The organism is Nonomuraea sp. B10E15 (genome assembly GCF_039871615.1).
GTDB lineage: Bacteria > Actinomycetota > Actinomycetes > Streptosporangiales > Streptosporangiaceae > Nonomuraea.
Map to the genome: position 1 here is coordinate 778276 of NZ_JBDPMB010000001.1, position 25983 is coordinate 804258.

General features: G+C 70.0%; 20 protein-coding genes. All 20 read right to left on the minus strand.

The window, feature by feature from the left end:
* Window positions 1-90 precede the first annotated feature (90 nt).
* The 20 genes from ABGB14_RS03630 to ABGB14_RS03725 all read right to left on the minus strand — a co-directional run bounded on the left by ABGB14_RS03630 (window position 91) and on the right by ABGB14_RS03725 (window position 25906).
* Complete coding sequence (locus ABGB14_RS03630) at window positions 91-1212, minus strand: hypothetical protein (RefSeq protein ID WP_347642067.1); 1122 nt, start codon at window positions 1210-1212, stop codon at window positions 91-93.
* Between the two features lie 92 nt (window positions 1213-1304).
* Entirely contained in the window at window positions 1305-2615 is a 1311-nt protein-coding gene (locus ABGB14_RS03635; RefSeq protein WP_347642068.1) for a glycoside hydrolase family 28 protein, read from the minus strand.
* Window positions 2612-4627 (minus strand): hypothetical protein, encoded by a 2016-nt coding sequence (locus ABGB14_RS03640; RefSeq protein ID WP_347642069.1) that lies wholly within the window; start codon window positions 4625-4627, stop codon window positions 2612-2614. The genes ABGB14_RS03635 and ABGB14_RS03640 overlap by 4 nt, the downstream gene beginning before the upstream one ends.
* Complete coding sequence (locus ABGB14_RS03645; protein ID WP_347642070.1) at window positions 4624-5625, minus strand: DUF5605 domain-containing protein; 1002 nt, start codon at window positions 5623-5625, stop codon at window positions 4624-4626. The genes ABGB14_RS03640 and ABGB14_RS03645 overlap by 4 nt, the downstream gene beginning before the upstream one ends.
* A complete protein-coding gene (locus ABGB14_RS03650; protein ID WP_347642071.1) occupies window positions 5622-7022 on the minus strand; it encodes a DUF5060 domain-containing protein in 1401 nt (466 codons plus the stop codon). The genes ABGB14_RS03645 and ABGB14_RS03650 overlap by 4 nt, the downstream gene beginning before the upstream one ends.
* The gene (locus tag ABGB14_RS03655) at window positions 7019-8467 is read right to left on the minus strand and encodes an ABC transporter substrate-binding protein (protein ID WP_347642072.1); all 1449 of its coding nucleotides are present in this window, start codon (window positions 8465-8467) and stop codon (window positions 7019-7021) included. Before ABGB14_RS03655 ends, ABGB14_RS03650 begins: the two co-directional genes overlap by 4 nt.
* Before the next feature lie 15 nt (window positions 8468-8482).
* The gene (locus tag ABGB14_RS03660; protein WP_347642073.1) at window positions 8483-9643 is read right to left on the minus strand and encodes a sialidase family protein; all 1161 of its coding nucleotides are present in this window, start codon (window positions 9641-9643) and stop codon (window positions 8483-8485) included.
* 17 nt (window positions 9644-9660) lie between these two features.
* Window positions 9661-10704 carry a sialidase family protein gene (locus ABGB14_RS03665; RefSeq protein WP_347642074.1) on the minus strand — a complete coding sequence of 348 codons (1044 nt, stop codon included), beginning with the start codon at window positions 10702-10704 and terminating at the stop codon, window positions 9661-9663.
* Window positions 10701-11750: an oligopeptide/dipeptide ABC transporter ATP-binding protein gene (locus ABGB14_RS03670; protein ID WP_347642075.1), complete on the minus strand. Its 1050-nt coding sequence runs from the start codon at window positions 11748-11750 to the stop codon at window positions 10701-10703. The genes ABGB14_RS03665 and ABGB14_RS03670 overlap by 4 nt, the downstream gene beginning before the upstream one ends.
* Complete coding sequence (locus ABGB14_RS03675) at window positions 11747-12754, minus strand: ABC transporter ATP-binding protein (protein ID WP_347642076.1); 1008 nt, start codon at window positions 12752-12754, stop codon at window positions 11747-11749. Before ABGB14_RS03675 ends, ABGB14_RS03670 begins: the two co-directional genes overlap by 4 nt.
* Window positions 12755-12760: 6 nt before the next feature.
* Window positions 12761-13927 carry an ABC transporter permease gene (locus ABGB14_RS03680; RefSeq protein ID WP_347642077.1) on the minus strand — a complete coding sequence of 389 codons (1167 nt, stop codon included), beginning with the start codon at window positions 13925-13927 and terminating at the stop codon, window positions 12761-12763.
* A gap of 6 nt (window positions 13928-13933) precedes the next feature.
* A complete protein-coding gene (locus tag ABGB14_RS03685; protein ID WP_347642078.1) occupies window positions 13934-14932 on the minus strand; it encodes an ABC transporter permease in 999 nt (332 codons plus the stop codon).
* Window positions 14933-14941: 9 nt separating this feature from the next.
* The gene (locus ABGB14_RS03690) at window positions 14942-16927 is read right to left on the minus strand and encodes an ABC transporter substrate-binding protein (RefSeq protein ID WP_347642079.1); all 1986 of its coding nucleotides are present in this window, start codon (window positions 16925-16927) and stop codon (window positions 14942-14944) included.
* Between the two features lie 18 nt (window positions 16928-16945).
* A complete protein-coding gene (locus ABGB14_RS03695) occupies window positions 16946-19168 on the minus strand; it encodes an Ig-like domain-containing protein (protein ID WP_347642080.1) in 2223 nt (740 codons plus the stop codon).
* 416 nt (window positions 19169-19584) lie between these two features.
* Window positions 19585-20607, minus strand: coding sequence for a sugar-binding domain-containing protein (locus ABGB14_RS03700; RefSeq protein ID WP_347642081.1), 1023 nt, complete (start codon window positions 20605-20607; stop codon window positions 19585-19587).
* Window positions 20597-22111 (minus strand): FGGY family carbohydrate kinase, encoded by a 1515-nt coding sequence (locus tag ABGB14_RS03705; protein ID WP_347642082.1) that lies wholly within the window; start codon window positions 22109-22111, stop codon window positions 20597-20599. Before ABGB14_RS03705 ends, ABGB14_RS03700 begins: the two co-directional genes overlap by 11 nt.
* Window positions 22101-23150: a transketolase C-terminal domain-containing protein gene (locus ABGB14_RS03710; RefSeq protein ID WP_347642083.1), complete on the minus strand. Its 1050-nt coding sequence runs from the start codon at window positions 23148-23150 to the stop codon at window positions 22101-22103. Before ABGB14_RS03710 ends, ABGB14_RS03705 begins: the two co-directional genes overlap by 11 nt.
* Window positions 23147-24055, minus strand: a complete 909-nt coding sequence (locus tag ABGB14_RS03715) for a transketolase (protein ID WP_347642084.1) — start codon at window positions 24053-24055, stop codon at window positions 23147-23149. The genes ABGB14_RS03710 and ABGB14_RS03715 overlap by 4 nt, the downstream gene beginning before the upstream one ends.
* Complete coding sequence (locus ABGB14_RS03720; RefSeq protein WP_347642085.1) at window positions 24052-25041, minus strand: TIM barrel protein; 990 nt, start codon at window positions 25039-25041, stop codon at window positions 24052-24054. The genes ABGB14_RS03715 and ABGB14_RS03720 overlap by 4 nt, the downstream gene beginning before the upstream one ends.
* A 1-nt stretch (window position 25042) precedes the next feature.
* Window positions 25043-25906: a nucleoside hydrolase gene (locus ABGB14_RS03725; RefSeq protein WP_347642086.1), complete on the minus strand. Its 864-nt coding sequence runs from the start codon at window positions 25904-25906 to the stop codon at window positions 25043-25045.
* Window positions 25907-25983 lie beyond the last annotated feature (77 nt).

Consider the following 25983-nt stretch of genomic DNA (forward strand, 5'->3'; position numbering starts at 1 on the left):
CGGGACACATCCCAGCGCACGTCAGCGCCCGGCCACAGTTGCAGGGCATCGGCAGTGATCACCATGCTCGACACACACGTGACGGCCGGTTCAGAGATCCCTCAAGGTCCGCGGCGACCACGTTCCAAGCCACCGCCGGCAGTCCCTGCACGCGCATCTGCGGCCGGCCCGGACTCGCTGCTTTCCCCGGATGACCCTGGCCGGGAGTTTGTCCAGCCACTCCGGCAGTTCCCGAAGGGCGTTGTGGGCCACGTCGAACTTCTCGAGAGCGGTGAGCTTCCGCAGGGACTCCGGCAGCGTGGTGAGAGCGTTACCCCGCAGCAGCAGCCGCTTGAGGGAGCGAAGATCGCCCAGCGACTCCGGAACGTCGGTGAGAAGGTTGTGCATGACATCGAGGTATCCGAGTTCGGGTAGCCCGCCCAACGACTCCGGTAGCGAGGTGAGCGCATTGCCGTGGAGGCTCAGATACCTCAGGGCGGGCAGGTGTCCCAGCGACTCCGGCAACGAGCCCAGAGAATTCCCCGTCAGGTCGAGATGCGTGAGCGAGGCGAGCCGCCCTAGCGTCTCAGGCAGCCTGGTCAGGGCATTCCCCCTCAGGTCGAGGTTGTTGAGCGAGGACAGGTTCCCCATAGCTTCCGGCAACTCGGCGATGGCGTTTCTGTCCGCGCTGAGACGCTCCAGCGCCGTGAGGTTTCCCAATGACTTCGGCAGTGAGACGAGCTTGTTGTCCGTGAGGGACAGGCCTTTGAGAAAGGTGAGGCCGCCCAGTGACTCCGGTAGCTCAGTGATGCTGTTGCCATAGATATTGAGGTACGTGAGGGAGGTCATCCGCCCCACGAATTCCGGCAGTTCGGTCAGGCCGGTGCCCTGCACCCACAGGTTGCGGAGCGACCTGAGTTCCACCAGCCAGTCCGGCAGCTTCCTGATGTCGTTCGCCGGCAGGTCGAGACGCTCCAGGACGGGAAGGTCCCGCACGCACTCCGGCACTGCGGTGAGACGGTTCCAACGCAGGTCGATGCGCGTGAGAGAAGTCAACTCTCCCAGCCAGTCCGGCAAGTCGGTCAGAGCGTTGGTGTTGACGTTGAGAGACTCAAGCGACGTGAGGTTCCGCAAGGACTCGGGCAGGCGAGAGAGTGCGAGTCCGGAAAGGTCCAGTTCGCGCGCTCCCTCGCGCAGCGCCCCTTCAATACGCGCTGTCGCTTCCGTCGTCACCACACACCCCGTTGACACGATATTCCGGACATGGATCACGGGAGGCTAACACGATGCCGAGTGCGCGGCATCCGCAGAGATCGACGTCGAGTTCATCCAGGCCGAGCGGGACCCACCTTGACGTCCGAGAGGGTCAGTCCGGCCACGTCGGCGGCAACGTCCGCGCGCTGCACGTGGGCGAACGTGCTGTCCCTGATCGTGACGTCCCGCAGCGGCTGCTCGGGATACCCCCGCAGCAGGTACGCGCTGCGCGTGCGGTCGCTGCGCAGCCCCGCCACGTTGATGTTGCGGATGGGGGGCGGGTCGTCGCCGTTGTGGCCGTCGCCGTGGTAGAGGTCGATGGAGACGGCCTCCTTGGTCAGCTCGCTGATCTCGACGTCCTTGACGAAGACGTTCTCGACGTATCCGCCCCGCACGGAGTTCGTCTTGATGTAGAGGCCGAAGTAGAGCCCGGGGCCGCCCCAGCGGCAGCGGCGGACGAAGACGTTGCGGATGCCGCCGGTCGTGTCGGTGCCGATGGCGACCGAGCCGTACCGGTAACGCATGTCGCAGTCCTCGATCAGCACGTCCTCGCACGGCACCCCCACCCGCCGCCCGTCGGGACCGCGGCCGGCCTTGATGGCGATGCAGTCGTCGCCGACGTCGAAGACGCAGCCCGAGATCACCACGGAGCGGCAGCTCTCCGGGTCGCAGCCGTCGTTGTTGGGCCCGCGCGAATAGATCGACACGTTCCTGACCAGGACGTTCTCGCACCGCACCGGATGGATCTCCCACATGGGGGAGCGCACGATGCGCACACCCTCGATGAGCACGTTGCGGCACAGGTACGGCTGGATCATGTTCGGCCGCAGGTGGTGCCCCGCGCCGAACACGCGCTCCTCGACCGGCACCCCCTCCGCGGCCATCCGCTGCAACGCGGCCCAGTCGCCGGCCTCGTCCGGCATGCCGGGCTCCCAGCCGAAGGCGGGCGTGCCCACCCACCACCACCAGTGCTCGGGCCCGGCCCCGCCGTCGAGCGTCCCGGCGCCGGTGATGGCGATGTTCTCCTGGCCGTGGGCGTAGATGAAGGGGGAGTAGTTGTAGCACTCGATGGCGGAGAAGCGGGTGAAGACGGCCGGGAGGTAGTCGGCGGGGTCGGTGCTGAACAGGATCGTCGCGCCTTCCTCCACGTGCAGGTCCACGTTGCTGAGCAGGTGGATCGCGCCGGTGAGGTAGGTGCCGGGCGGCACCCGCACGTGCCCGCCGCCGCTCTCGTGGCAGGTCTCGATCGCGGCGCGGAACGCCCCGGTCCACGTGTCCCCGTCCCCGAAGCCGGTGACGTCGAACCACCGGTCGGGGAACTCGGGCGGCCGTACCCGCTCGCGCAGCTCGTCCGCGTACCGCCAGGCCTCTTCCTCGTTCATGACACCTTCCTTGCGTGCAGGGCGTGGTGGAGGGGCAGGGCGATCACCCAGGACGGGTTCCACGTGTTCGCCTCGCCCTTGCGCTGCCAGTTGGTCTGGAAGAACCCCTCGCCCTGCTCGCCGGGCACGTCGAAGCCCCAGTCGCCGGGCTCCGTGCAGATGCCCTGCCCCATGGCGTGCAGGATCGTCTCGGCGCGTTCCGCGTAGTGCGTCCTTCCGGTCATCAGGCCGAACTCCATCAGCTCGGACGTCGGGAAGAACACGTCGAGGTGGTGGTTCTGCACGCTGACCGAGGGCCAGCCGCACGCCTTGAAGCCGCGCCGCTCGAACGTGCTGCCCGCGTCGAACTCGGGCGACCACACGTAGACGAACGTCAGCAGCCAGTCGGCCGCCGTCTCCGCCCATCGCGCGTACGTCTCGCGCCCGGTGAGGCGGTAGAGCTCGAAGGCGGCCTGGAAGTAGTACATCCCGGCCTCCTTGTCCTCTCCGCTGGCGTCGAGGGTGGCGTGGGCGAAGGGCCGCTCGAACGTGGCCGCGTGCAGCCGGTGGTAGCGGCCCAGCAGTTCCTCCGCGCGCCGCAGCCACACCTGCTCGCCGCTCAGCCGGTACGCGCCCAGCAGGGCCTGCACGCACGACACCCCGGCCGCGGTGATCATGGTTGAGAACGGGACGCCGCCGGGGGTCCAGCCGAGCGGCACGATGCCCTCGGGCAGCCGGGTCCGCCAGAAGAACGCGGCGGCGTCCTCCACCGCCTCCTCCCAGGCCGGCGGCGCCGCCAGGCCCGCCTCGCGGAACCGCAGCGCGAGCTCGGCCAGGTCGGCGACCGTCTCGCCGTGGGCGCGGCTGGAGAAGAAGGCGGCGCCGTCCTTGCGGAACGTCTCCCACCGGTCCTCGTCGAGCAGGTAGCGGCCGTGGCGCAACCCGCGTACGGAGGCCGTGCTGCCCTCGACGTAGAAGCCGGCGGCGCGGCGGGCGCGCCCGACCCGCTCCGGCTCGTCGCGGCCGAGGCCGAGCTCGGCGTCGCAGCGGGCCAGTTTCATGCACTGGCCCGTCCAGCCGTACAGGTACGACCGGGGCTTGCCCGGCCGGGGTCTGTCGTAGGCGAGGTAGCCGTCGCCCGCCCAGCGCGCGTCCATGGCGTTCGTCTTGAGCCGCACGATCTCGTCGCGGGACAGCGGCCTGGCTCCCCGGCCGTCGTAGAGCCCCGTGCGGAGGAGTTTCGTGAAGCCGAGGCCGCGCGGCTCGACCGGGCCCCAGTCGAGGGTGTGGCGGGTGGTGACGGTCTCGCCGGGTGCCAGGTCACGGTAGCCGACGGGACGGTCCGCCACCTCCGCCTTGCTGACGTAGCAGACGTCCGGCCTGCCGTCGAAGGCGATCACGCCGGTCATGGCCGCGACGGTGAGGCCCGGCGACCGTACGACGCCGAGCGAGCCGTACGCGACCGTTCCGTCGCCGAGCCTGGTCGCCGCGGGATGGGCGAACAGGCTGACGTAGCGGCCGTCCCAGGCGGCGTTGACGGCGGGGATGGGCAGGCGGTGCTCCTCGCTCACGAACCCTTCGCGGGGGACCTTCTTGCGCGGGTCGGACGAGGGGTTGCCGTTGTAGAGGACGCCGGGCATGGTGACGTGCGCGTCCGTGGTGGGGAGGGGCAGCAGGAGGCCGGCCGCCACGTCGGCGACCTCCTGCTCGGCGTCGTTGCGCCAGGTGGTGGTGAGGGTGAGCAGGCCGCCGGGGGCGAAGGCCAGCTCGAGCCGGGCGCTCAGCGGCCCGAGCCCGGCCGTGACCACGATGGTCCCGCCCGCCGAACGTACGCGGACGGAGTCGCCGAAGGCGGGCTCGATGCGCCACGGGCGGCCCGTGGACGCGGTGAGCATGCCGCTCAGCGGGGCCCGCAGGTGCGGCCCGTCCACGTCGCGGCGGCGCAGCACCAGTTCGGGCCCGCCAGAACCGGCCACCACCTCGACGACCTTCCCGCCCGGCTCCTCGACGGCCATGAGGACGCCCGCCGTCATGGGCGCCGCCGGATCCTGACGGCCTGGCCGACCGTCCCCGGCAGCGGCACCGCGATCGTCCCGCCGTCCAGCACTCCGAGCGGCGTGACGGTCATCTCCCACGTGTCGATCACCTCGACCTCGTACCGCCCCTCCGGCACCTCGTACGTCCTGTCGGGGAAGCGGTGCTCCCCGCAGTACTCCAGGTAGAACTCCCCGGGCACCTCCAGCATCGGCGCGTCCCGATCCCGGTAGCGCGCCTCGTCCGGGGTCCCGGCGATGACCTGGCGCAGCAGCGCGAGCCTGGGCACGGCGGCGCCGGTGAGCGTGCCGCCGTCCTGCGACCAGGTCAGCCCGTCGTCGTCCGCGTACGACTCGCCGTGCGTCAGGTAACGCCGCCGTACCGACCCGTCCCAGGCCATGGTGACGACCTTCTCGGGCGGCAGGCTCAGCGACGGGTCCTCGCCGTCGCCCTCGTACCCGCACGCGTCCATCAGCACCGGCTTGTGGTGGTCGCGCGTGGGCACCCACGCGTCGCGCGGGCTGGGCGCGCGGACGCTGCCGTGCGTGAAGGTGCGCCGCCACAACAGCGGCGAGTCCGCGGGGACGGTGATCGAGCGCGGATGGTGGCCGGGGTCCTCCTCGGCCACCAGGTCGGCCAGCCGCACCCAGTCGTGCTCGGTGAACGCGGGGAACGGCGACGGGTCGGCGGTGAGCGACCACCACACGTTCGGGTGCGCGGCCAGGCGGGGCACCACGTCGCGCACGTAGCGGCAGGCGGTCTCGACGTCGGACACGCCCTCGCCGGGATGCATGAGCACCAGCTCGGCGGTCACGCCGATCCCGGCCAGCTCCGCCACCCGCTCCTCCAGCGCGTCGAGCGAGCAGCGGGTGGCGAACGCCGCCATCCGCACCCGGTCGAACGGCGACGACTCCAGCGAGGCCAGGGTCCGCGTCCGCCGCTTCTCGTCGTGCAGGTGCCAGCCGAGCGCGGTGGTCGCCATCGGCCCGATGCTCATCGGTCTCCCACTCTCGTCATCCGCAGCGCCAGGTACGGCCTGCGCGGCAGGCCGACCCGCACCTGTTCGCGGTGCACCCCGTCGATCGGGGTGATGGTCATGTTCCAGGTGTCGATCAGCTCGACCTCGTAGGCTTCGCCCGCCGGCAGGTCCACCGTGACCTGGGCCGGTTGGCGCCGCCCCAGGTAGCGCAGGAGGGTGCCGTCACGGCGCTCCTCCATGATCGTGCGCAGGAAGGCGATCCTGGCGGGGCTCTCGCCGTACAGGCCGCCGCCGTTGCCGATCCACGCGCGGTCCTGGAAGCCGGCCAGCGACTCGCCGTGGCCCACGTAGCCGCCGCGCGTCATGCCCTCCCAGAACCGGTCCATCAGCTCCTGGCCGGTGACGTTGCCCCAGCGTTTGCCGATGTTGCCCTCGTAGGAGATCTCGTCGATCACGACGGGCTTGGGGCAGGCCGCCAGCCAGGCGTCGGTCGGGGTGGCGTCCCAGTGCTGGATGCTCTGGTGCGTGATCCACGGCCTGGTGAAGTCGTACATCGACGCGACCTCGAACATGCGCGTCCCGTTGTGGATGGAGCGCAGGTGCTCGTACGGGTCGTGCCGCACGATCGTGCGGAGGATGTCGTCCCAGTCGGCCACGGTCTTCGACCGGTTGAAGTCGTACTCGTTGGCGGCCGACCACCACACGTTGCGGTAGGCGGCCAGGCGGGCGATGACGTGGCGCACGAAGGCGTGGTCGACCTCGCGGCCCATGTCCTGGAAGCCGCGCACCCCGCCGTCGTACGGGTGGAAGAGGATCACGTCCGCCTCCACGCCGAGGTCACGCAGCTCGCGGACCCCCGCCTCCAGGTGGCGGAAGAACACCGGGTTGAACCGGGTCAGGTCCAGCCCGTCCGGGTCCTTCCCGGCGAACGGCACCTCCGGCGGCGCCATCGGCCCCGTCGGCAGCACGCACATGCGCAGCTTGTTGAACGGCGACGCCTTGAGCGTCCGCAGCGTCTGGCGTTCCCGCTCCCGGTCCATGTCGTGCGTCCAGTGGTACGCGGTCGTGCCGAACGGCAGGTACGGCGTGCCGTCCGCGTATTCGAAGCCGGTGCCGGCGGCCCGCACGGGGCCGTGGTTGCCCGGGCCGGGCGGCCCCACCTCGAAGCCGCCCGAGCATCCGTCCAGCTCTTCCACGTTGCTGACAGTCGTGAACCGCCACGGACCCACCGCGTCCGGCATGAACCGGACGCGGTAGACGCCGTCCCCGTCGTAGAAGCCCTCGGCCTCGACGACGCGGTTGCGGTACTGGTACCGGGCCGACAGGCGAACGTCCGCGAAGGGGTTGCCGCCGGTCGGTCCGGCCAGTTCGATCTCGTGGACGCCCCAGCGTTCCACGGTGGTGGAGAAGGTCACCAGTCCTTGCCCGCTTCCGCCTGTGCCTTGATGTAGTTGGGGATGTCCTGCTGCTGGGACAGGCTCAGCGCCTGCTCGGGCGTCCCGCCGTCACGCAGGATGTGCTGGCGGTAGACCGACCACAGCGGCAGGTCCCAGTACTCGGTGTTCTGGTAGTTCGAGATCACGGCGTTCTCACCCCAGTAGACGGCCGAGGTGTCGATCTTGGCCAGTTCGGGGATGGCCTTGCCGAAGCTCTGCACGACCTTGTCGGTCTGCAGGACCGCCTTGACGCCGTGGCTGGAGAATTCGGTCTGGCCCTCCTCGGAGACCAGCCACTTCACGATCTGCAGCGCCTGGTCCTTCTTGGGCGAGGACGGCGGGATGAACGCGGCCCGCGTGTTCGGCTGGTAGATCGTCTTGGCGCCCTTCTCGAGCATCGGGATCGAGCTGACGCCGATGTCGACGCTCTTGGCCTGCTCGGCGAAGGCGGCCTCGTCGCCGTCCTCGATGAACAGCTCGCTGCCGGCGTACATGTTCAGCCGCGACAGCGTGTCGACCGCCATGGCCAGGTGGCCCGGCTGGCTCATGTCGCCCTTGAAGTAGTCGGTGACGGTGGTGAAGTCGTTGCGCGGGATCTCCAGGAAGCGGTACAGGTTGTCGACGTACGTCTTCCAGGCGTCACTGCTGATGTCGACCTTGACGTCCTCGGGCTTGGGCTCCTCGCTCGTCGTCGGCAGGAACGGGTAGAGACCGGCCTGGTTGAAGTCCAGGTACTGGTCGGGGTGCTGCATGTAGCCCTTGTAGTGATCAAGGCCGTCGTCCTTGGTCAGCTGCTTGGCCTTCTTGAACGCCTCGTCGTACGTCATGCCGGGCTTGGGGTGCTTGACGCGGAACTTGTCGAAGATCTTCTTGTTGTAGAGCAGCACGTGCTCGTCGATGAACAGCGGCACGCCGTAGATCCCGCCGTCGGAGCGCGACCTGGTCAGCTCCACCGCGGACTTGTTCAGCGTGTTCAGGTCGATGCCGGCCTTCTCGAGGTCGGGGGTGAGGTCGCCGACCCAGCCCATCGGCTCGAGGTCGCGGTCGATGCGGTTCTTCGGGTCCTCGATGACGATGTCCGGGGTGACCCCGGCGGCCTTGAGTTCCTCGTACCGCACCGGGTAGTCCCACGTCGCGTACTTGATCTTCACGTCGGGGAACGCCGCGCGCAGCTTCTTGCCGATGATCTCGTCGAAGACCCTGGTCGCGGATTCCTGCTCACCTTGGACGGTCGACTCGAACGGCTTGTAGTTGGCGGCGAAGATGAACAGTTCGTCGTCGCAGACGCTGAACGGCACGTTGTACTGGTTGGGCACGTCCTTGCAGGCGGCCGACGGCTGCGGTGAGGCGTTGGCGGCGGCGGGGACGGCGGTGGTCATGGCGAGGGCGAGCGCGAGCAGCGCGAAGCCGCGGGACTTCTTCATGTGATCTCCCTGAGATTATTTCGAGGGCGAGTAACTGCAACGGCGCACCACGTTGCGCCGGACGCCGTTCTTGAACTCGGTGATCGTGTGCTCGGGCCAGTTGGACAGCAGGCCCACCGCGTCGCGGAGGTACGGCTCGTTGAAGACCACGTGCCGGATGTTGTTGCGGTTGTAGGAATAGACCATGTGGATGAAGCCGTCGCTGCTCTGGGTCAGCACGGGATAGGTGAACTGCGGCCCCGACTGCGCCTCCACGTCGACGGAGTTCTCCCACGTGCGGCCCTTGTCGGGCGAGAGCGACAGCCGCATGGGGGAGCGGTGCTCGACCCACGGGTTGTAGGCCAGCACGAGCTTGCCGTTGTCGAGCTTGTGCGCGGCGACGCGCGAGTTGGGGTTGCCGATGGGCTCGGCGACGGGAGCGCTCCACGTGCGCGCGAAGTCGGTCGAGTCGCTCGTGTAGATGGCGCCGTCACCGGTGCGCATGTAGGCGCGCAACCGTCCCGGCTCGACCTCCACGACGGTCGGCTGGATCGACCCCTCGGGCGTGCGGATCCAGCTGCCGTGCTCCTCCGGGTACGCCTTCCACGACGACATGTCCTCGCTGAAGACGTAGAAGCCGGAGCTGGAGCCGCCCTCGTCGTAGATGGGCAGCAGCACCTCGCCGTTGGACATGCGGATCGGGTTGGTGCCCACCATCCATCCCCACTCCTTGCGGACGGTGGTGGGTTCGCTCCAGGTCTTCCCGCTGTCGTCCGAGGTGATCAGCCGGATCGGGGCCTGTTCCCAGCCGTGTCCCTCGATCGTCACGAAGAACAGGTAGAGCCGCTTGCCGTCCGACCACAACACGGGGTTGCCGTCGGCCTTGTCCGCCTCGTCGAACACCACCGCGGGCGCGGACCAGGCGTGCTTGCCCGCCGCCAGCCGCGACATGTAGAGCGCCTGGTTCGGCGCCCCTTCCGTGGTGCCGCCGTAGTAGACGGTCAGCATGTCGCCGTTCGGCGCCTGCGCCAGCCCGGCCGCGTGCACCTTGGGGACGTCCGGGTCGGGCGCGGCGACGTCCTGGCGGCAGGCGTAGGAGCCGGTCGGCTCCACCCGCACGTCGCCGTCTCTGTCGCCGGCACTGTTGGAGAGGGAAGAGGGGACCGCCACTGCCACCGCCAGAGCGCCGTATAACATGCTCTGCCGAAGTTTCATCACAGGCCAATCTCTAGATACTTGATGGTTTTCCGGAGATAGGAGAAGGCGACGTCCGCACGCCCGTCACCGCCGTCAATGACGCTCGGATAGGAGTAGCCGAGCTCGTTCTGCCAGTACTCGCTGTCGGAGTCCTGCAGGACCCGCCGGTACGGCCAGCTCTCGCCGCCGTCGTCCGACACCGCGAGCACCAAGGGGGTGCGCAGCGCCTTCTTGCGCTGCTTGCCGTTCTTGACCACCCACCTGTACTGCTCGCGCTCCAGGCTCGCGTCGTTGTGGACGAGCGCCAGCCGTCCGTCCCGGAGCTTCGTGAGCTGGACGGAGGAGTCGTTGTTCGGCAGGCCGGTCCGTTCCGGAACCGACCATGCCCGGCCGTCGGCCGAGGTGGAGGCGTAGATCCGCCCCGCCCGCCGGTCGCGGTACATCGCCAGCAGGCGCCCGTCGGGCCGCTCGGCGATGGTCATCTGCACGAGGTCGCCGCTGTCGGGGACCGCGTGCTCGGTCCACGTGCGCCCGCCGTCGTCGCTGACCTGGATCGCGCTGCGGTCGCCGGACTTGCCGCAGTGGTAGACGGGCAGCAGCCACGTCCCGCCGGCCAGGACGACCGGCGGGTTCCGCACCCACGTGCCAGGCTCGGAGAAGAGCACGTCCGGCTCGCTCCAGGTGCGGCCCGCGTCGGCAGACGTCCTGACCACGATGTGCGCCGTCGTCTGGTCGTACGGCTCGCCGGAGGTGTGCAGCAGCCGGATCAGCCCGTCGCCGCCGTCGAACAGCACCGGGTTCTGCTCGCTGCGCCGCGGGTCCGCGGCGACCAGCAGGGGGGTCTCCCAGCGCTCGCCGGCCAGCCTGGAGACGACCACGTTGGTGCCGGGGGCGCCCTCCTCGGGGCCGCTGAACCAGGTGCACAGCAGCTCGCCGTCCCGGGTGCGCAGCAGGTTGGCGGCGTGGTTGTCCGGGCCGTGCGGCGCGGGCAGCAGCGCCTCCCGCACGCCCGGCAGCGCGCCGGACGGGCGGATGACGCCGTCGAAACGGGGGTCGGTCATGCGTTCACCTTCGGGTCCTCGCGTACGTCCGGGTCCGGGACGCCGCGCAGTTCGAGTTCCTCCGCGAAATGGCAGGCGACGCGGCGCCCTCCGACCTCGCGCAGCGGCGGCTGCTCCGTGCGGCACACGTCCTTGGCGTACACGCAGCGCGGGTGGAAGGGACAGCCGGCCGGCACGTTCGCCGGGTCGGCGATGTCGCCGAGCAGCTTGATGCGCTCGCGGCGTTTCCTGGCCGCCGGGTCGGGGTCGGGCACCGCCGACAGCAGCGCCTCGGTGTAGGGGTGCATGGGGCGGCCGTAGAGCTCGCCGGTCGGGCCCTGCTCGACGACCTTGCCGAGGTACATCACCGCGACGACGTCGGCGACGTGCTCGATGATGCCGAGGTCGTGGCTGACGAACAGGAAGCCGATGCCCGACTCCTCCTGCAGGTCGGTCAGCAGGTTGAGGATCTGCGCGCGGACCGACACGTCGAGCGCGCTCACCGCCTCGTCGGCGACGACCAGCCGGGGCGACAGGGCCAGCGCCCGCGCGATCCCGACCCGCTGGCGCTCGCCGCCGCTGAAGGCGTGCGGGTAGCGGTTGGCGTACTCCGGGCGCAGGCCGACGCGGTCGAGCAGCTCGCCGACGCGGTCGTGGATCTCCTCCTTGGTGCCGTACTGGTGCGCCCGCATGGGCTCGCCGATGATCTCGCGCAGCGTCTTGCGCGGGTTGAGCGACGAGTGCGGGTCCTGGAAGATCATCCGCACCTGCCCCCTGTACGGCTTGAGCTCCTTCTCCTTCAGGCCCGCCACGTCGACCACCGAGCCGTCCGGCCGCCGGTAGAGCATGCGCCCGCCGGTGGGGTCGTGCGCCCGCACGATGCACCGGCCCAGCGTGGTCTTGCCGCAGCCGGACTCCCCGACCAGCCCGATCGTGGTGCCCTCCTCGATGGTCAGGTCCACCGCGTCCACGGCCTTGACCGCGCCGACCTGCCGGCCGAGCAGGCCGCTGCGGATGGGGAAGTGCTTGGTCAGCCCTTCGATCTTGAGCAGGGGTTCCGTGCTCATGGACGCTCCTCCTGCTCGTCGTCGTAGAGGAGGCAGGAGACCTCGCGGTCGCCCACCGGGATGCGGCTCGGGGTCACGGTGTCGCACCGGCCGGCCATGGCGCTGTCGCAGCGCGGGTGGAACGTGCAGCCGCCCGGCCGCGCGAACGGCGGCGGCACCATGCCCTTGATCGCCGCCAGCCGGGTCCGCGAGGCGCGCCCGAGCCGGGGCATCGAGCGCAGCAGCGCCTGCGCGTACGGATGTTTGGGCGCGGAGAGCACCTGCTCGGCGGCTCCGTACTCGACCACCCGGCCCAGGTACATGACCGCCATCCGGTCGGCCACCTGCGCGGCCACGCCGAGGTCGTGCGTGATCAGCATGATCGCCATGCCGAACTCCGCCTGCAGGTCCCTGAGCAGCTCCAGGATCTGCGCCTGGGTGGTCACGTCCAGCGCGGTCGTCGGCTCGTCGGCGATGAGCAGGCTCGGGCGGCACGACAGCGCCATCGCGATCATCGCCCGCTGCCGCATGCCGCCGCTCAGCTCGAACGGGTAGGCGTCGACCCGGCGCCGTGGCTGGGGGATGCCGACGCGGTCGAGCATGTCGATGGCCCGCTCGCGCGCCTCGGCCTTGCCGACGTTGTCGTGCAGCCGGACCGCCTCGACGATCTGGCTGCCGATGGTGTGCACCAGGCTCAACGAGGCCATCGGCTCCTGGAACACCATCGCGATGTCCTGCCAGCGGACCTGCCGGAGCAGCCGCTTGTCCGCCCCGACCAGCTCGACGGGTCCGTCCTCCCGGTGCAGCGTGATCCGCCCGCCCTCGATCTGTCCCGGCGGGTCCACCAGGCGCAGGATCGAGCGGGCCATGACGCTCTTCCCGCAGCCGGACTCGCCGACGATGGCCAGCGTCTCGCCTCTGTGAACGCGCAGGTCCACGCCGTCGACCGCGCACACCACGCCGTCGTCGAGCAGGAAGTGGGTGCGCAGGTCCTCGATCTCAAGCAGCACGTCGTCCGCGGGCACGCCTGCTCACCTTCCTGTCGCCGGGTTGATGGTCGTGCTCGCGCGGCGCCAGAAGGGCTTCCTTTTCCGGGCCCGGCTCTTCGATCCGTACGGGTCGGCCGCGTCTCTCAAGCCGTCTCCGAAGAAGTTCATGGCGACCACGACGACCACCACCGCGACGCCCGGAGCCAGCAGCCACGGAGCGTTCGCGACGACGCGCACGTTCTGCGCGCCCTCCAGCAGCACGCCCCAGCTCACCGCCGGCGCCTGCAGCCCCAGGCCGAGGAAGCTCAGGCTGGTCTCGCCGAGGATCATGGCCGGGATGGCCAGCGACAGCGAGGCGATGATGTGGCTGGCGAACGACGGGATCATGTGCCGGAAGATGATCGACAGCCGGCCGACGCCGTCCAGCCGGGCGGCGGTGACGAAGTCCTCCTCGCGCAGCGACAGGAACCGCCCGCGCACGTCCCTGGCCAGACCGGTCCATCCGATCAGCGACAGCAACACCGTGATGGCGAAATATCGGGTCAGCGGCCCCCAGTCCGTGGGGAGCGCGGCCGACAGCGCCATCCACAGGGGCAACGTCGGGATCGCCATCAGGAATTCGATGACCCGCTGCACGACGTTGTCGACGCCGCCCCCGAAATATCCGGAAATGCCGCCTATGAGCATGCCGAGTAAGAAGCTGGCGGCGACCCCGACCAGCCCGATCGACAACGACACGCGGGCGCCGTGGATGAGCCTGGACAGCAGGTCCCTGCCGTTCTCGTCGGAGCCCAGCAGGAAGACCGGCTCGCCCTTGGTGACCGGGCCGATCAGGTGGATGTCGGACGGGATCAGCCCGAGCAGCTTGTACTCGTCGCCGTGCACGAACAGCCCCACCCTGATCACCTTGGCGGGGTCCTCGGTGTAGGTCTGCGCGTACGTCGTCGCGTCGCGTTCGGTCGTGTACCCGTAGACGTGCAGGCCGTGCTCACCCGAGTACCGCACCGTCTGCGGCGGCGCGTACGTCATCGACGTGTTCGCCGTCGAGCTGGACATCGGCGCGAAGAACTCCGCGAAGATCGCCACGAAGTACACCGGGATCAGGATCGCCGCGCCGACCATCGCGAGCCGGTGCCGGCGGAACTGCCGCCACATCAGCCGCCACTGCGGCAGCGTCCCTACTTCCTTCGTCGGTCGCCTGAGGAACATGTGGCGCTACTCTCTCTTGTACCGTTTGCGGATTCGCGGGTCCCACCACGCCAGCGCCAGATCGCTCACCACGGTGCCGACCACGGTCAGCGTGCTGAGGATCATGATGAAGCTGCCGACCAGGTACATGTCCTGGCTCATGACCCCGCTGAGCAGCAGCGGGCCCCCTGTCGGCAGGCTCATGACGACCGACACGATGGTCTCCCCGCCGATGAGCCCCGGGAGCAGCCAGCCCACCGTGCTGAAGAACGGGCTGAGCGACATCCGCACCGGGTACTTCAGCAGCAGCTTCCACTCCGGCAGCCCCTTGGCCCTGGCCGTGTGCACGTAGGGCCGGTAGAGCTCGTCGAGCAGGTTCGCCCTGGTCACCCGGATCATGCCGGCCGTGCCGGACACCCCGATGACCAGGATCGGCACCCACAGATGTCCCGCCAGGTCCAGGACCTTGCCCAGGTTCCAGGCCGCGTCCTGGAACTCCGGCGAGAACAGGCCGCCCACGCTCGCCCCGAAGTAGCGGAACCCGATGTACATGAGGACCAGCGCCAGCATGAACTCGGGGACCGCCATCCCGATGAAGCCGAGGAAGGAGAACCCGTAGTCACCCCAGGAGTACTGCTTGACCGCGCTGTAGATCCCGATGGGGAACGCGATCGCCCAGACCATGAGCAGCGAGCTGATCGACAGGATCGCCGAGAGCGCGACCCGCTCGCCGATGAGCGTGGCGACCGGCTGGTTCCAGGCAAACGATTGACCGAAGTCGCCGTGGAGCAGGATCGCGGTGATCCAGCGCCAGTACTGCAGGAAGATCGGATCGTCCAGGCCGTAGCGCAGCCTGAGGTTCTCGATCTCCGCCGGAGTGAGGCCCTCGCCGCCCGCCTGCGCGTTCGCGATCAGCGTCGAGACGTAGTCGCCCGGCGGCAGGTTGATGATGACGAAGGTGGCGATCGAGATCGCCCACATCGTCACCACCACGTACAGCAGGCGGCGGCCGAAATAACCCAGCATGCCGGCGCCTCAGAAGGAGTACTGCTCGGGCTGGGTCGGCCCGGGGTTCACGGGACAGACGGACATGGAGTCGGGCACGTTCTTGACCTCGTTGGAGACGATGCCGTACTCGTCGGGGTGCGAGCTGACGCCGATCGCGTAGAACTGGTCCTTGGCGATCCGCACGACCTCCTTGGCGTGCTCCAGCGCCTTGTTGATGTCCGGCTCGGTGCGCATCGCGGTGAACGCCTCGAGCTGCTCGCGCACCACCGCCGGCGGCTCGTCGCCGTTCTTGCCCTTGCTGCCGTACCACAGGGCCCAGCGGATGGCGTAGCGGGCGCTGCCGGAGTTGCTCGGCACGTAGTAGTGGCTGCCGCCGGTGCCGGTGATCACGTCGAAGTCGCTGCACGTGAACGTGGACGCCTGCGGGTTGTTGCCCATCGTGCGCTCGGTGAACAGCGTGTCCGAGACCGGATCGACGCGCAGGCTGACCCCGACCGCCTCCCAGTGCTTCTTGACGAACTCCAGCGCCTGGACGTGGTGCGGGAACTCCGCGCTGGTCATGACGGTGACGACCAGCGGCTTGCCGTCGGGGCCCAGCCGCCTGCCGGCGGAGTCCTTCTTGGTCAGCCCGGCCTTGTCCAGGTACTCGCCCGCCTTGGCGACGTCGTACTCCGTGTACTGCTTGGCGAACTCCGCGTCGTAGACGGCGTTGTTCTTGGACGGCGCGGCCTGCCAGGGCTCGCCCTGCCCCGCGTACACGCCGTCGATGATCTCCTTGCGGTTGATCGCGTACGACAGCCCGATCCGGAAGTCCTTCTTCTGGAACAACTCGCGCAGGTCGTCGTCGCCGATCGTCTGGTTGAACTGGATGATCATCGTGTTGCTCAGCCGGCTCGGCACGTTGAACAGCCGGTACTTGCCCTTCCCTGCGTTCTGCGCGACCAGCGGCTTGTTCTCCGGCGTGTTGAAGTTGCGGAGCTGCATGTGGATCTCGCCGTTCATGATCTTCAGCAGCTCCACCTCGACGTCGCCGAGGAGGTCCGACCTGAACCGGTCCATGTAGGGCAGCTGGCGCCCCTGGTCGTCGACCTTCCAGTAGTACGGGTTCCGCTCGGCCACCACCGCCGTGCCGTCGCCGATCGCGGTGGTGATCTTCCACGGGTGCAGCGTCGGGATGTCGGCGTTGTGCGCCCAGTCGTTCTTCTGCATGAACAGCTGCGTCCAGTCCTCGAACTGCTGTTCCTTGGCGAGCTTGTCGGCGTCCGGGTTGTACTTCTTGTGGAACTGCTTGAGGTAGTGCTTGGGCAGCAGGAGGCCGGTGGCTCCGCCACGCTCGAACGTGGCGACCGCGATCTGGAACAGCAGGCCCGCCTTCGGCTCCTTGTAGACGTAGCGGACCGTCCGCTCGTCCACCTTCTCCACCTTGACCAGCTCGTCCGTGGTGCCGTTCTCCAGGAAGAGGTCGTAGACGCCGGTCGTGTGCAGGCCCTTGTAGACGGTCACGTCCTCGAAGCCGAACAGCAGGTCGTCGGCCGTGCAGGGCTGCCCGTCGGACCACTTCAGGCCGTCGCGCAGCCGGAAGACGTACTCCCGGCCGTCGTCCTTGACCTCGAACTCGGCCACGTTGGGGATGATGTCGTCCGGCCCCTTCTGGCCGTTGGTGCCGGGCTTGAGCCGGACGAGGGGCTCGTAGGCGAGGGTGTAGATCAGCCAGTCCCAGTCGTCCTCGCCCACCATGGCCGAGTTCCACGTGCCGCCGTACGAGCCGGGCTCCTTCAGCGGCTTGACCACCAGGGGGTTCTTGGGCAGGCGCTCGGCGAGCGGCGGCAGCTTGCCGTTCCTGACCAGCTCTGCCAGCGCGGGAGCCTCCTTGGCCGACAGGTCGGCCGCCTTCGCGACCTTGCCGCCCGTGTCGGGGCTGGTGTCGAAGAAGCCGCATCCACTGGCGGAGGCCAGCAGCAGGAAGCCGCCGCCGGCGAGCAGACCCCTCCTCGTCAACGGTTGTGGTGTCATGAGCATGCTCCTGTCTGGTCAGCCATTGATCTTCACGAGGCTGAACTGCGCCGTGGTGTAGTTGCGGACGGCGATCGCCTCCTGGTTCCCGTCGACCGCGAGGCCGATGTAGAACCGGCCGCTGCGCATCGCGATGCGCTCGTAGCCGATGCGGTCCCAGTTCAGCGAGTTGTCCGAGAGGAAGGCCTCGAACTCGTGGTCGCCGGTCGGCAGGCTCCGGCAGACCAGGCGCAGCCAGTACGGCTTCACGCTGAGCGGATCCTCGCCGTCGTACGGCCAGAGGCCGACGCTGGGCTCCTTGCCGTTCTGGGCGACCCTGATGGCCTTGGCGCGCAGGCCGGCGCCGTCGTCGCCGCTCGCGGAGTAACCGATGCCGGCCATCATGAACGGCGAGTTCGGCGCGAGGTCCTGGCGCACCATGATGCCCGCCACGGCGTCGATGTGACCCGCGCTCATGCTGTCCAGCCGCGCGGTGATCTCGACGACCTGCCCCCGCTTGGTGAACCCGACCGCCTGGTGGGCGAAGTGGAAGGAGTCCTTCCAGCCGGCGATCTTCCCTGATCCCTTCAACGTGAGCACGCCGTCCTTCAGCGCCGTGCTCCCGGGGATGGGCACCTCTCCGATGTCCTGCGCCTTCCACGGCTTGTGGGTCCTGGTGCGGGTGACGTGGATCGGCACCAGCGACGAGGTGGTCGCCGATCCCGTGCTGTCGGTCGCGCGGGCCGTCAGGCAGTGGCTGCCGTCGGTCGCGTCCGCCCAGGTCACCTGGTACGGCGCCGCGGTGGCCTCGCCGATCTTCTTGTCGCCGTGGAAGAACTCGACCGTGGCGATGGACGCGCCGTCGAGGGCCTTGGCGTCGGCCTTGACCACGATGGACTGCTTGTCCTGGTCGGCCGCGAACAGCTGGTCGGCCTTGGGGGACAGGATTGCCACCTCGGGGTTGCGGGCCCCGGCCCGCTGGATGGAGTTCAGGTAGCGCTCCAGGTTCGTGTACCCGCTGCCGTCCACCGTCCTGGCGTCGTCGGCGTTCTCCGGGTCCAGCCCCTGCGCGGTCTCCCAGTCGTCCGGCATGCCGTCGTGGTCGCCGTCGGCGGGGGCGGGCACCTCGGACGGCAGCGGCAGCGGACCGCCCACGTCCTTCTGCGAGTTGATGTGCCGCCCCGTGCCGGTGCGCGCCTCGTTGACCAGCCGGGCGTCGATGGCGTCCCGCCGCGGCAGGGTCGCTCCTGCCTGCTCCAGGACCGTGGCGTACGCCTGCGCCGGCGTCTGCTCCGTGATGCCGTTCTCGAACTCCACCGGCCTGGGCAGCAGCGTGATGCCGCCGACCGGGTAGGTGATGCCGAGCGTGTTGTCGGCCGTGATGTCGTCGTGGCCCTCGACCGTGTTGCCGCTGACGTGCCACTGGCCGAAGCGTCCTGGCGCCACGATCGTCCTGGCGATCGGGGGCCGCGTGTTCGCTCCTGGCTTGTAGTAGTTGCCGACGATGTTGATGCCGTTGGACCACTCGCCGCCGTAGCAGGACGTGATGCCGGGGTTGTAGATCACGTTGTTGCGGTGGTCCACGACCAGGTTCATGCCCTCGGTGAAGCTGAAGCGCGGGTTGCGGCCGTTCTCGTGGACGAGCAGGTTGTGGTGGTAGGTGATGGTGTCGCCGCCCCACAGGCCGCCCATGCCGTGGCGGCCCTTGGGGTGCACCGAGTTCACCAGGCCCTCGGAGATGACGCACCACTGGACGGTCACGTTGGTGTTGCCGTAGACGGAGAAGCACTCGTCCACGCCCCAGCTGAACGAGCAGTGGTCGATGATGAGGTCCCGCACGCCGCGGGCGCCGAAGGTGTCGATGGGGGTGCCGAGCTCGTCGCCGCCGCGGAAGCGCAGGTGGCGCAGGATGATGTTGTCACCCTTGATCTGCGTCTCGTTGCCGATGACGGTGACGCCGTGGCCGGGAGCGGTCTGGCCGGCGATGGTGAGGTTGGAGCCGGTGATGTCGAGGCCGCCCTTGATCCGGATGTTGCCGGCGACCCGGAAGACGATCGTCCCGTCGGACTTCGCCACCGCCTCGCGTAACGAGCCGGGGCCGTCGTCGTCAAGGGTGGTCACCTCGTACACGGCGCCGCCCCGGCCGCCCGTGGTGTACATCCCGGCCCCTTCGGCGCCGGGGAAGGCGGGCACGCCCTTGGCCCGCACCTTCGCCTCGACCGTGGGGGTCGGGCTCGGGCTCGGGCTCGGCTTCGCCGCCACGCTCGATGTGCTCGCCCATGCCACGGCGGGCGGGGCCAACGCCGCGGATCGCACGAAATTCCGGCGGCTGAATGATGAATGATGGCGATCGAAGCCAAGGGCCTCGGTCATGCGGAACGCTCTCTTTCCGCCCCGAACAGACAGGGCTGTGCCGTCTTTCGGCACGACTCCGGAACCACGCTGGCGCTTGCTGAGAATTTTTATTCAGGCATGAATGGAGTGGATTCATCACATCGTGAACGACACGGTTGTGGCTGTCAAGAGTGGTTACGTACGTGGATGAAACAGTCAGTTAACAGACGCGTCACGGCGTCCTGGGAGCGGAGACGGCGAAGGCCGCCGGGCCAGATGCCCGGCGGCCTTCGCGCACGAGAGAGAGCCCAGGGGCGGAATGGCCGCCCGGGGGGGAGCGGGGGTCAGTCCTTGAGCAGCTGCTCGGCCACGCCCACATCCGTGATCAGAGTGTTCACCCAGCCGCCCTTGAGCGCCGCGCGGATGGCGGCAGCCTTGCGCCGGCCCCCGGCGATCGCGATGCGCCGGGGCACCCGCAGCAGGTCGTCGGCCGGAATGCCCAGGATGCGCCGCTCCAGCGGCGAGTCGATCAGGTGGCCGTCGGCGTCGAAGAACCGCAGGCACACGTCGCCCACCGCGCCCAGACCGCGCAGCGTCTCCAGCTCCTCCTCGTCGATGGCGTTGCCGCTGTCGCGCAGCAACGGCGACGGGTCGAGGCTGCCGACGCCGACCAGCACGGTCGTCAGCCGCGACCACGCTTCGACGACCTGCCGCACCACGTGATCCTCCGACAGGGCCCGGCGGGCCTCCGGCGTGCCGACCAGACCCGGAGCGGGCAGGAACACCGGCTCGGCGCCCGTCAGATCCGCCAGGTGAGCGGCCAGCCGGGTGGCCTGCACCTGCGCCGAGCCCTTGCCCACGCCGCCGATGAGCTGCACGACCTCCTCGGCCACCCGCACCGGACGGCGCTGCATCGCCTCGACCGTGGCCAGCAGGCTCGCGCTCCACGACGAGATGCCGAGGTGCTCGCCGCCGATGAGGGTGGCGTCGAGGTGGGTCGCCCCGGCCGAGCCCAGCGCGGCCACCACGTCGTGGTTGTCGCCCGCGGCGTCCACGACGATGATCTGCTCCACGCCGTACTTGCGCTCGAGGTCCTCCTCCAGCAGCGCGTGCACGCCGCTGGGCACCACGACGACCGTGCGCACGATGCCGATCTCCGCGGCCTCCTTGAGCAGCCGGGACACCCGCGGCTGCGAGATGCGCAGCTGGGCGGCGATCTGCGGCTGGCGCACGCCGTGCTCGTGGTAGAGACGCGCGACCCGCACCAGCAGCCGCATGCGCTCGGACTCCTGGCTGAGCCGGCGCCCGGAGTATCTCACGGGCTCGCCGCCGACACGGCTCTTCTCGAACTGACTGTCAGCTCCCACGATCGCTGGCCTCCGCTTCGGCTCCGCCGCTCCTGCTGGTCCGGTGGCGAGCCCGGCCCACTGCTGAGTGCCATTCTGCTAGGGCGCGGCGGCGCTCGCACACCGGAAGGCCGGGCGTGTAGCACCGGCCGTGGCGGGGCAGCCCGGACAGCTCCCGGCGGGACCACACACCGGACGACACCCCGGCCAGGTGAGCGGCCCCCAGCGCGGACAGCTCGGGCCGTCGCGCCACCCGCACCGCGCGCCCGGTCACGTCGGCCTGCCACTGCATGAGGTCGGCGTTGGCGGTGGGACCCCCGTCGGCCAGCAGCTCGTCGACCGGGCCCGCCGCCCGCTCCAGGGCCGCCACGACATCGCCGACCTGCAGCGCGACCGAGTCGACCGCCGCCCTGGCGAGGTCCTCCCTGCCGGTGCCGAAGCCGAACCCCGTCATGACCGCCACCGCCTGGTCGTCCCACCACGGCGCGCCGAGGCCGCCGAAGGCCGGCACGAGCTGCACCGCGCCCCTGCGGCCCCGGGTCGCCAGCCGCGCCAGCTCCTCCGGCTCCGTGCCGAGCACCCCGGCCAGCCAGGTGATCGTCGCCCCCGCGGACAGGATGTTGCCCTCCAGGGCGTACGCGGGCGCCTCGTCCTGCCAGCCGATGGTCAGGCACAACCCCTCGTCCCCGTCGGCTCCCGGGTCGGCCAGTCCCATCACCGAGGAGCCCGTGCCGTACGTGACCTTGACCCGTCCAGGACGGCCCGCCGCGTGCGCGAACAGGGCGGCGTGCGAGTCGCCGAGCACCGCGCTGACCGGCACGCCGGCCAGGGACGGGTGCAGCGCGGCGGCGTCGGCGTGCTCCTTGACGGAGGGCGCCGCGGACGGCGCGATCGCGGGCAGCGTCTCCTCGGGGATCCCGAACAACTCCAGCAGCTCCGGGCTCCACCGGCGTTCCCGGACGTCCATGAGCTGGGTACGGGAGGCGCTGCCGACCTCGATCACGTGCCCGGCGCCCAGCCGGTGCAACAACCACGAGTCGACCGTGCCCAGACAGAGCCCGCCCGGCCGGCCGTTCTCCCGGCCGTGGTGGTCGAGCAGCCAGGCCGCCTTGGCCGCCGAGAACATCGGGTCCAGGGGCAGGCCGCTGATCCCGCGCACCATGGGCGCGGCGCCGGAGGCGGCCAGCCGGGCGCACAGGGCGGTGCCCCGGCGGTCCTGCCAGCTCACCAGCGGGCTGAGCGGCGCGCCCGACGCGCGGTCCCAGAGGATCAGCGACTCGCGCTGCACGCTCAGCCCCACGGCGACCACCCGTCCCGGCGGCGCACCGGCCAGGCAGGCCGACACCGCGTCGCGGACGCCGCGCCACAGCTCCTCGCCGTCCTGCTCGACCATGCCCGGAGCCGGATGCCGCTGCGCGAGCGGCACGGAGGCACGCGCCACCGTCTCGCCCGCGGCGTCCACGAGGATCGCCTTGGTGGCGCTGGTTCCCTGGTCGACGCCCAGGACCAGCGGGTCAGCCGTCATGGTCCGCACCCGCAAGGTCGCCGCCGTGGCCGCCGCCTTCGCGGCCGCCGGCTCCGAGGTCAGCGGCCGGGAGGTCAGCACCTCCGAGGTCGCCGTGCCCGAGGCCCAGCACGTCCAGCGCCGAGCGGGCGATGCCCTCGGCGGTGAGCCCGAAGTGTTCCAGCAGGAACGCCGTCTCGCCGGTCGGCGCGAACGTACGGGGGCCGAGCAGCCGCATCGGCACCGGCCTGGTCTCCAGCACGACCTCCGCCACCGCCGCCCCGAGCCCGCCGGTGGGCACCGCCTCCTCGGCCGTGACGACCGCCCTGGTCTGCCGGGCGGCGGCGACGATCTCCTCGCGGTCGAGCGGGGAGATCGTCGACACGTTCACCACCCGGGCGTCCACTCCGTGCTCGGCGAGCAGCGCGGCGGCCTGGAGCGCGCGGCTGACCATCGTGCCGGTCGCCACGAGCGTCGCGTCGTCGCCGTCCCGCAGCCGTGCCGCCCGCCCGTAGGCGAAGGCGGGGCCGCCGGGCGGCGAGACGTCCGGCACGGGGAAGCGGCCGATCCGCAGGAACACCGGCCCCGTCGTCTCCGCCGCCCACCGGATCGCCGCGCTGGTCTGCGCTGGATCGGCGGGCACGACGACGGGCAGGTCGGCGATGGCCCGCAACCACGACAGGTCCTCCGTCGAGTGGTGGGTGGGCCCGAGCGCGCCGTAGGCGAGCCCGGGGCTCATCCCGCACAACTTGACGTTGGCCAGGCTGTAGGCGATGTCGGCCTTGATCTGCTCCAGCGCCCGCGCGGTCAGGAACGTCGCCGCCCCGCACACGAACGGCACCAGCCCGGCGTTGGCCAGCCCCGCGCCGATGCCCACCATGTCCTGCTCGGCGATGCCGACGTTGATCAGCCGGTCGGGGAACTCCTGGGCGAAGGCGCCCAGCTTGCTCGATCCCACCGAGTCGTTGCACACGGCCACGATCCGGCTGTCGGCGCGGGCCAGCCGCACCAGCTCCGCGGCGAAGGCGTCCCTGCAGTCGTGCGTCTCCTCGACGATCAACGCAGTTCCTCGAGCGCCATGCGGGTCTGCTCGGCATCCGGCACCTTGTGATGCCATTCCACCCGGTCCTCCATGAACGACACCCCTCGCCCCTTCACGGTCCTCGCGATCACGCACCGCGGCCTCCGTCCGGCTCGCGGCGCGGTCACGGCGTCCAGCAGCGCCAGATGGTCGTGCCCGTCGACCTCGGCGACCTCCCACCCGAACGCCCGCCACTTGTCCGCGAGCGGTTCCAGGTCGTTGGTGTCGCCGGTGGGCGCGCCCTGCTGCAGTCCGTTGCGGTCGATGACGGCCGTCAGGGACGACAACCCCCGGTGGGCCGCCGTCATGGCGGCCTCCCAGTTGCTGCCCTCCTGCAGCTCGCCGTCGCCGAGAACGACCACGGTCCTGGCCGGTGACCCGCGCAGGCGCAGCCCGACCGCCACGCCGACGCCGACGGGCAGGCCGTGCCCGAGCGGGCCCGAGCTGGTCTCGACCCCCGGCACCGCCTTGCGGCTGGGATGGCCGTTGAGCGGCGACATCGGGGCCGCGAACGTGGCCAGCCGGTCCGCGGGGAAGAAGCCGCAGGTCGCGAGCGTGGTGTAGAGCGCGACCGAGCAGTGTCCCTTGCTCAGGATGAGGCGGTCGCGCTCGGGCCAGTCCGGCCTGGCCGGGTCGATGCGCAGCACGGCGCCGTACAGCGTGGTGAGAATGTCGGTCACGGACAGGTCGCCTCCGGTGTGACCGAGGCCCGCCGCGTGGATCGTGCTGATCACCGTGCGCCGGATCCCGCCCGCCAGCGCGGCCAGCGCGGCGGCCGAGGCGGCCCGGTCGGCGTGTGCGAGGCGGTCGCGTAGCCGGCGCCATTCACCGATGGCGTCGTGGTCGGGCAGCAGGAGGCCGCCGGCGGTCTGCGTGAGGGTCACGGCGTCTCGCGTGCGGTTCCGAGCGCCGCCCAGAGCAGCGCCTGGGCCCTGAGCGCGTCCTGCCGCTCCTGCGCGTCACGCAGCTCGTCGAGGTCGACGCGGTCGCACACCTGCTCCAGCATGCGGATCGTGGCGATGCTCTGCGACAGCGCACGCACCGGGTCCTCCCTGAAGGGGAACTGGTCGAGCAGGACCGGCGCGCTCCAGCCGATGCGCCGCACCGCCAGCAGGTATTCGATGGTCTCGAACAGGTGCACCGACGCCACCGGCAGGTCGTCGTCCCAGCCGCGCCAGTTGTCGTTCAGCTCCACCGACACGAGCCGCCCGCGCCGGTGCACGAGCTGCACCGCCTCCGCGGGCGTCTCGCCGGCCAGCAGGGAGTGGCCGAAGTCCATGACGATGCCGACGTTCGGCTGGCCGGCCTCCTCGATGGCCAGCAGGGTGCGGGCCGCGTCGGAGAGCGTGATGCGCACCCGCGGCTCCTTGGCCTTGTACTCGATCGCGAACTGCACGTCCGGGTGTGCCGAGGCCAGCTCCCGGATCGCGGAGACGGTCAGGTCCCACAACCGCGCGTAGTCGGCCTGTCCCGGCATGTCGAAGCCGTCCTGGCCGGGCCAGAACTTCACGTAGCCGGCACCGAGCTCCCGCGCGACGGCGACCGCCTCGTGCACGCGCTCCACGGCGCGCTCGCGCACGGCGGGATCGGGGTTGGTGAACGCCCCCTTGACGAACTCCCGCGTGTACAGGTGCGGCGTGATCGCCCTGGCCCGCAGGCCGCGCTCGGCCAGCGCCGCCGCCAGCTCGGACGTCTTGGAGACGCCCTCGGCGAACGGCACGTTGATGTCGAGGCACTCCAGCCCGTCCACGGACGCCGCCAGGTCGAGCATCTCGGTCATCGTCCTCGACGGCCCGTAGCCGTCGGTCGCGTACCGGTCGACGATCTGCCCGAACGCCCATATCCCGGCGCCGAACGTCAGCCCGCTCATGTCACACCCTCCTCTGCGCGAAGGCCCGCAGTTTGGCGAAGAAGTCCTCGTGGATGAACCGTGCGTCGATCGAGTCGTAGGTGCGGATCGGCCGGTTCGCGACGGAGAAGTCGTGCGAGCCGTCGTGGCGGAAGTTCGGCGCGGGCCGCTCCACCCAGGTCCCGCAGGCCGGGTGCAACATCAGGCCGATCGCGGGGGAGTCGCCCAGCACGCGGAACTCGATCGACCCGCCGTGCTGGCTCTCGTTCCACTCGACGAGCTGGCGCACGAGGTAGTCGCCGATCTCGCCGTACGGCGCGACCTTCTCGTCCAGCTCGGCGTAGCCGACCGCCATCATCCGGTACGTCGGCGCGGGGATCTGCCAGACCCGCAGCGCCGACGAGAACACGATGTTGGCCGCCACGATGTCGTTGGACAGGTTGAACTCGGGGCGTCCCGGGTCGCCCCCTCTGCCGTCGTAACCGCCGCCGCCGATCCAGATCACGGTCACGTCCCGCTCGGCGATGCGCGGCTCCAGGAGCAGGGCCGAGGCCATGTCGGTGAGCGGGCCGAGGAACGCCACGAAGAGCGGCTCGGCCACGTCGCGCATGGCCTCGGAGATGATCAGCTCGACGCCCGGCGTCATGACCGGGGTGCCGACGTCGGGCAGCGCGTACGGCATGCCGTCGGCCACCGGCACCTGGCCGTCGAGCTTCATCAGCCGCAGCAGCAGCTCGATCTCCTCCCGGCTTTCCTCCAGGCTCGACCGGGTGCGTCTGTTGCCGAAATGCGCGGGCACCAGACCTCGAATGTCGAGGCTCGGGGAGAGCAGGGCGTGCACGATCGCGAATTGGTCGTCCGCCTCATTTTTGGCATCGGTGTTCACGATCACCCGGCGCCGGTGGGAAAAAGTCCTGACCGCCACGGAATCCTCCGCCTGAATATTTATTCAGTAATGTATCT

Excerpts from the sequence above, each read along its gene's own strand:
- ABGB14_RS03635 (WP_347642068.1), bottom strand. The coding sequence starts at position 2,615 with ATGAACGAGGAAGAGGCCTGGCGGTACGCGGACGAGCTGCGCGAGCGG.
- ABGB14_RS03640 (WP_347642069.1), bottom strand. The coding sequence starts at position 4,627 with ATGACGGCGGGCGTCCTCATGGCCGTCGAGGAGCCGGGCGGGAAGGTC.
- ABGB14_RS03645 (WP_347642070.1), bottom strand. The coding sequence starts at position 5,625 with ATGAGCATCGGGCCGATGGCGACCACCGCGCTCGGCTGGCACCTGCAC.
- ABGB14_RS03655 (WP_347642072.1), bottom strand. The coding sequence starts at position 8,467 with ATGAAGAAGTCCCGCGGCTTCGCGCTGCTCGCGCTCGCCCTCGCCATG.
- ABGB14_RS03660 (WP_347642073.1), bottom strand. The coding sequence starts at position 9,643 with ATGTTATACGGCGCTCTGGCGGTGGCAGTGGCGGTCCCCTCTTCCCTC.
- ABGB14_RS03665 (WP_347642074.1), bottom strand. The coding sequence starts at position 10,704 with ATGACCGACCCCCGTTTCGACGGCGTCATCCGCCCGTCCGGCGCGCTG.
- ABGB14_RS03670 (WP_347642075.1), bottom strand. The coding sequence starts at position 11,750 with ATGAGCACGGAACCCCTGCTCAAGATCGAAGGGCTGACCAAGCACTTC.
- ABGB14_RS03680 (WP_347642077.1), bottom strand. The coding sequence starts at position 13,927 with ATGTTCCTCAGGCGACCGACGAAGGAAGTAGGGACGCTGCCGCAGTGG.
- ABGB14_RS03685 (WP_347642078.1), bottom strand. The coding sequence starts at position 14,932 with ATGCTGGGTTATTTCGGCCGCCGCCTGCTGTACGTGGTGGTGACGATG.
- ABGB14_RS03690 (WP_347642079.1), bottom strand. The coding sequence starts at position 16,927 with ATGACACCACAACCGTTGACGAGGAGGGGTCTGCTCGCCGGCGGCGGC.
- ABGB14_RS03705 (WP_347642082.1), bottom strand. The coding sequence starts at position 22,111 with ATGACGGCTGACCCGCTGGTCCTGGGCGTCGACCAGGGAACCAGCGCC.
- ABGB14_RS03720 (WP_347642085.1), bottom strand. The coding sequence starts at position 25,041 with ATGAGCGGGCTGACGTTCGGCGCCGGGATATGGGCGTTCGGGCAGATC.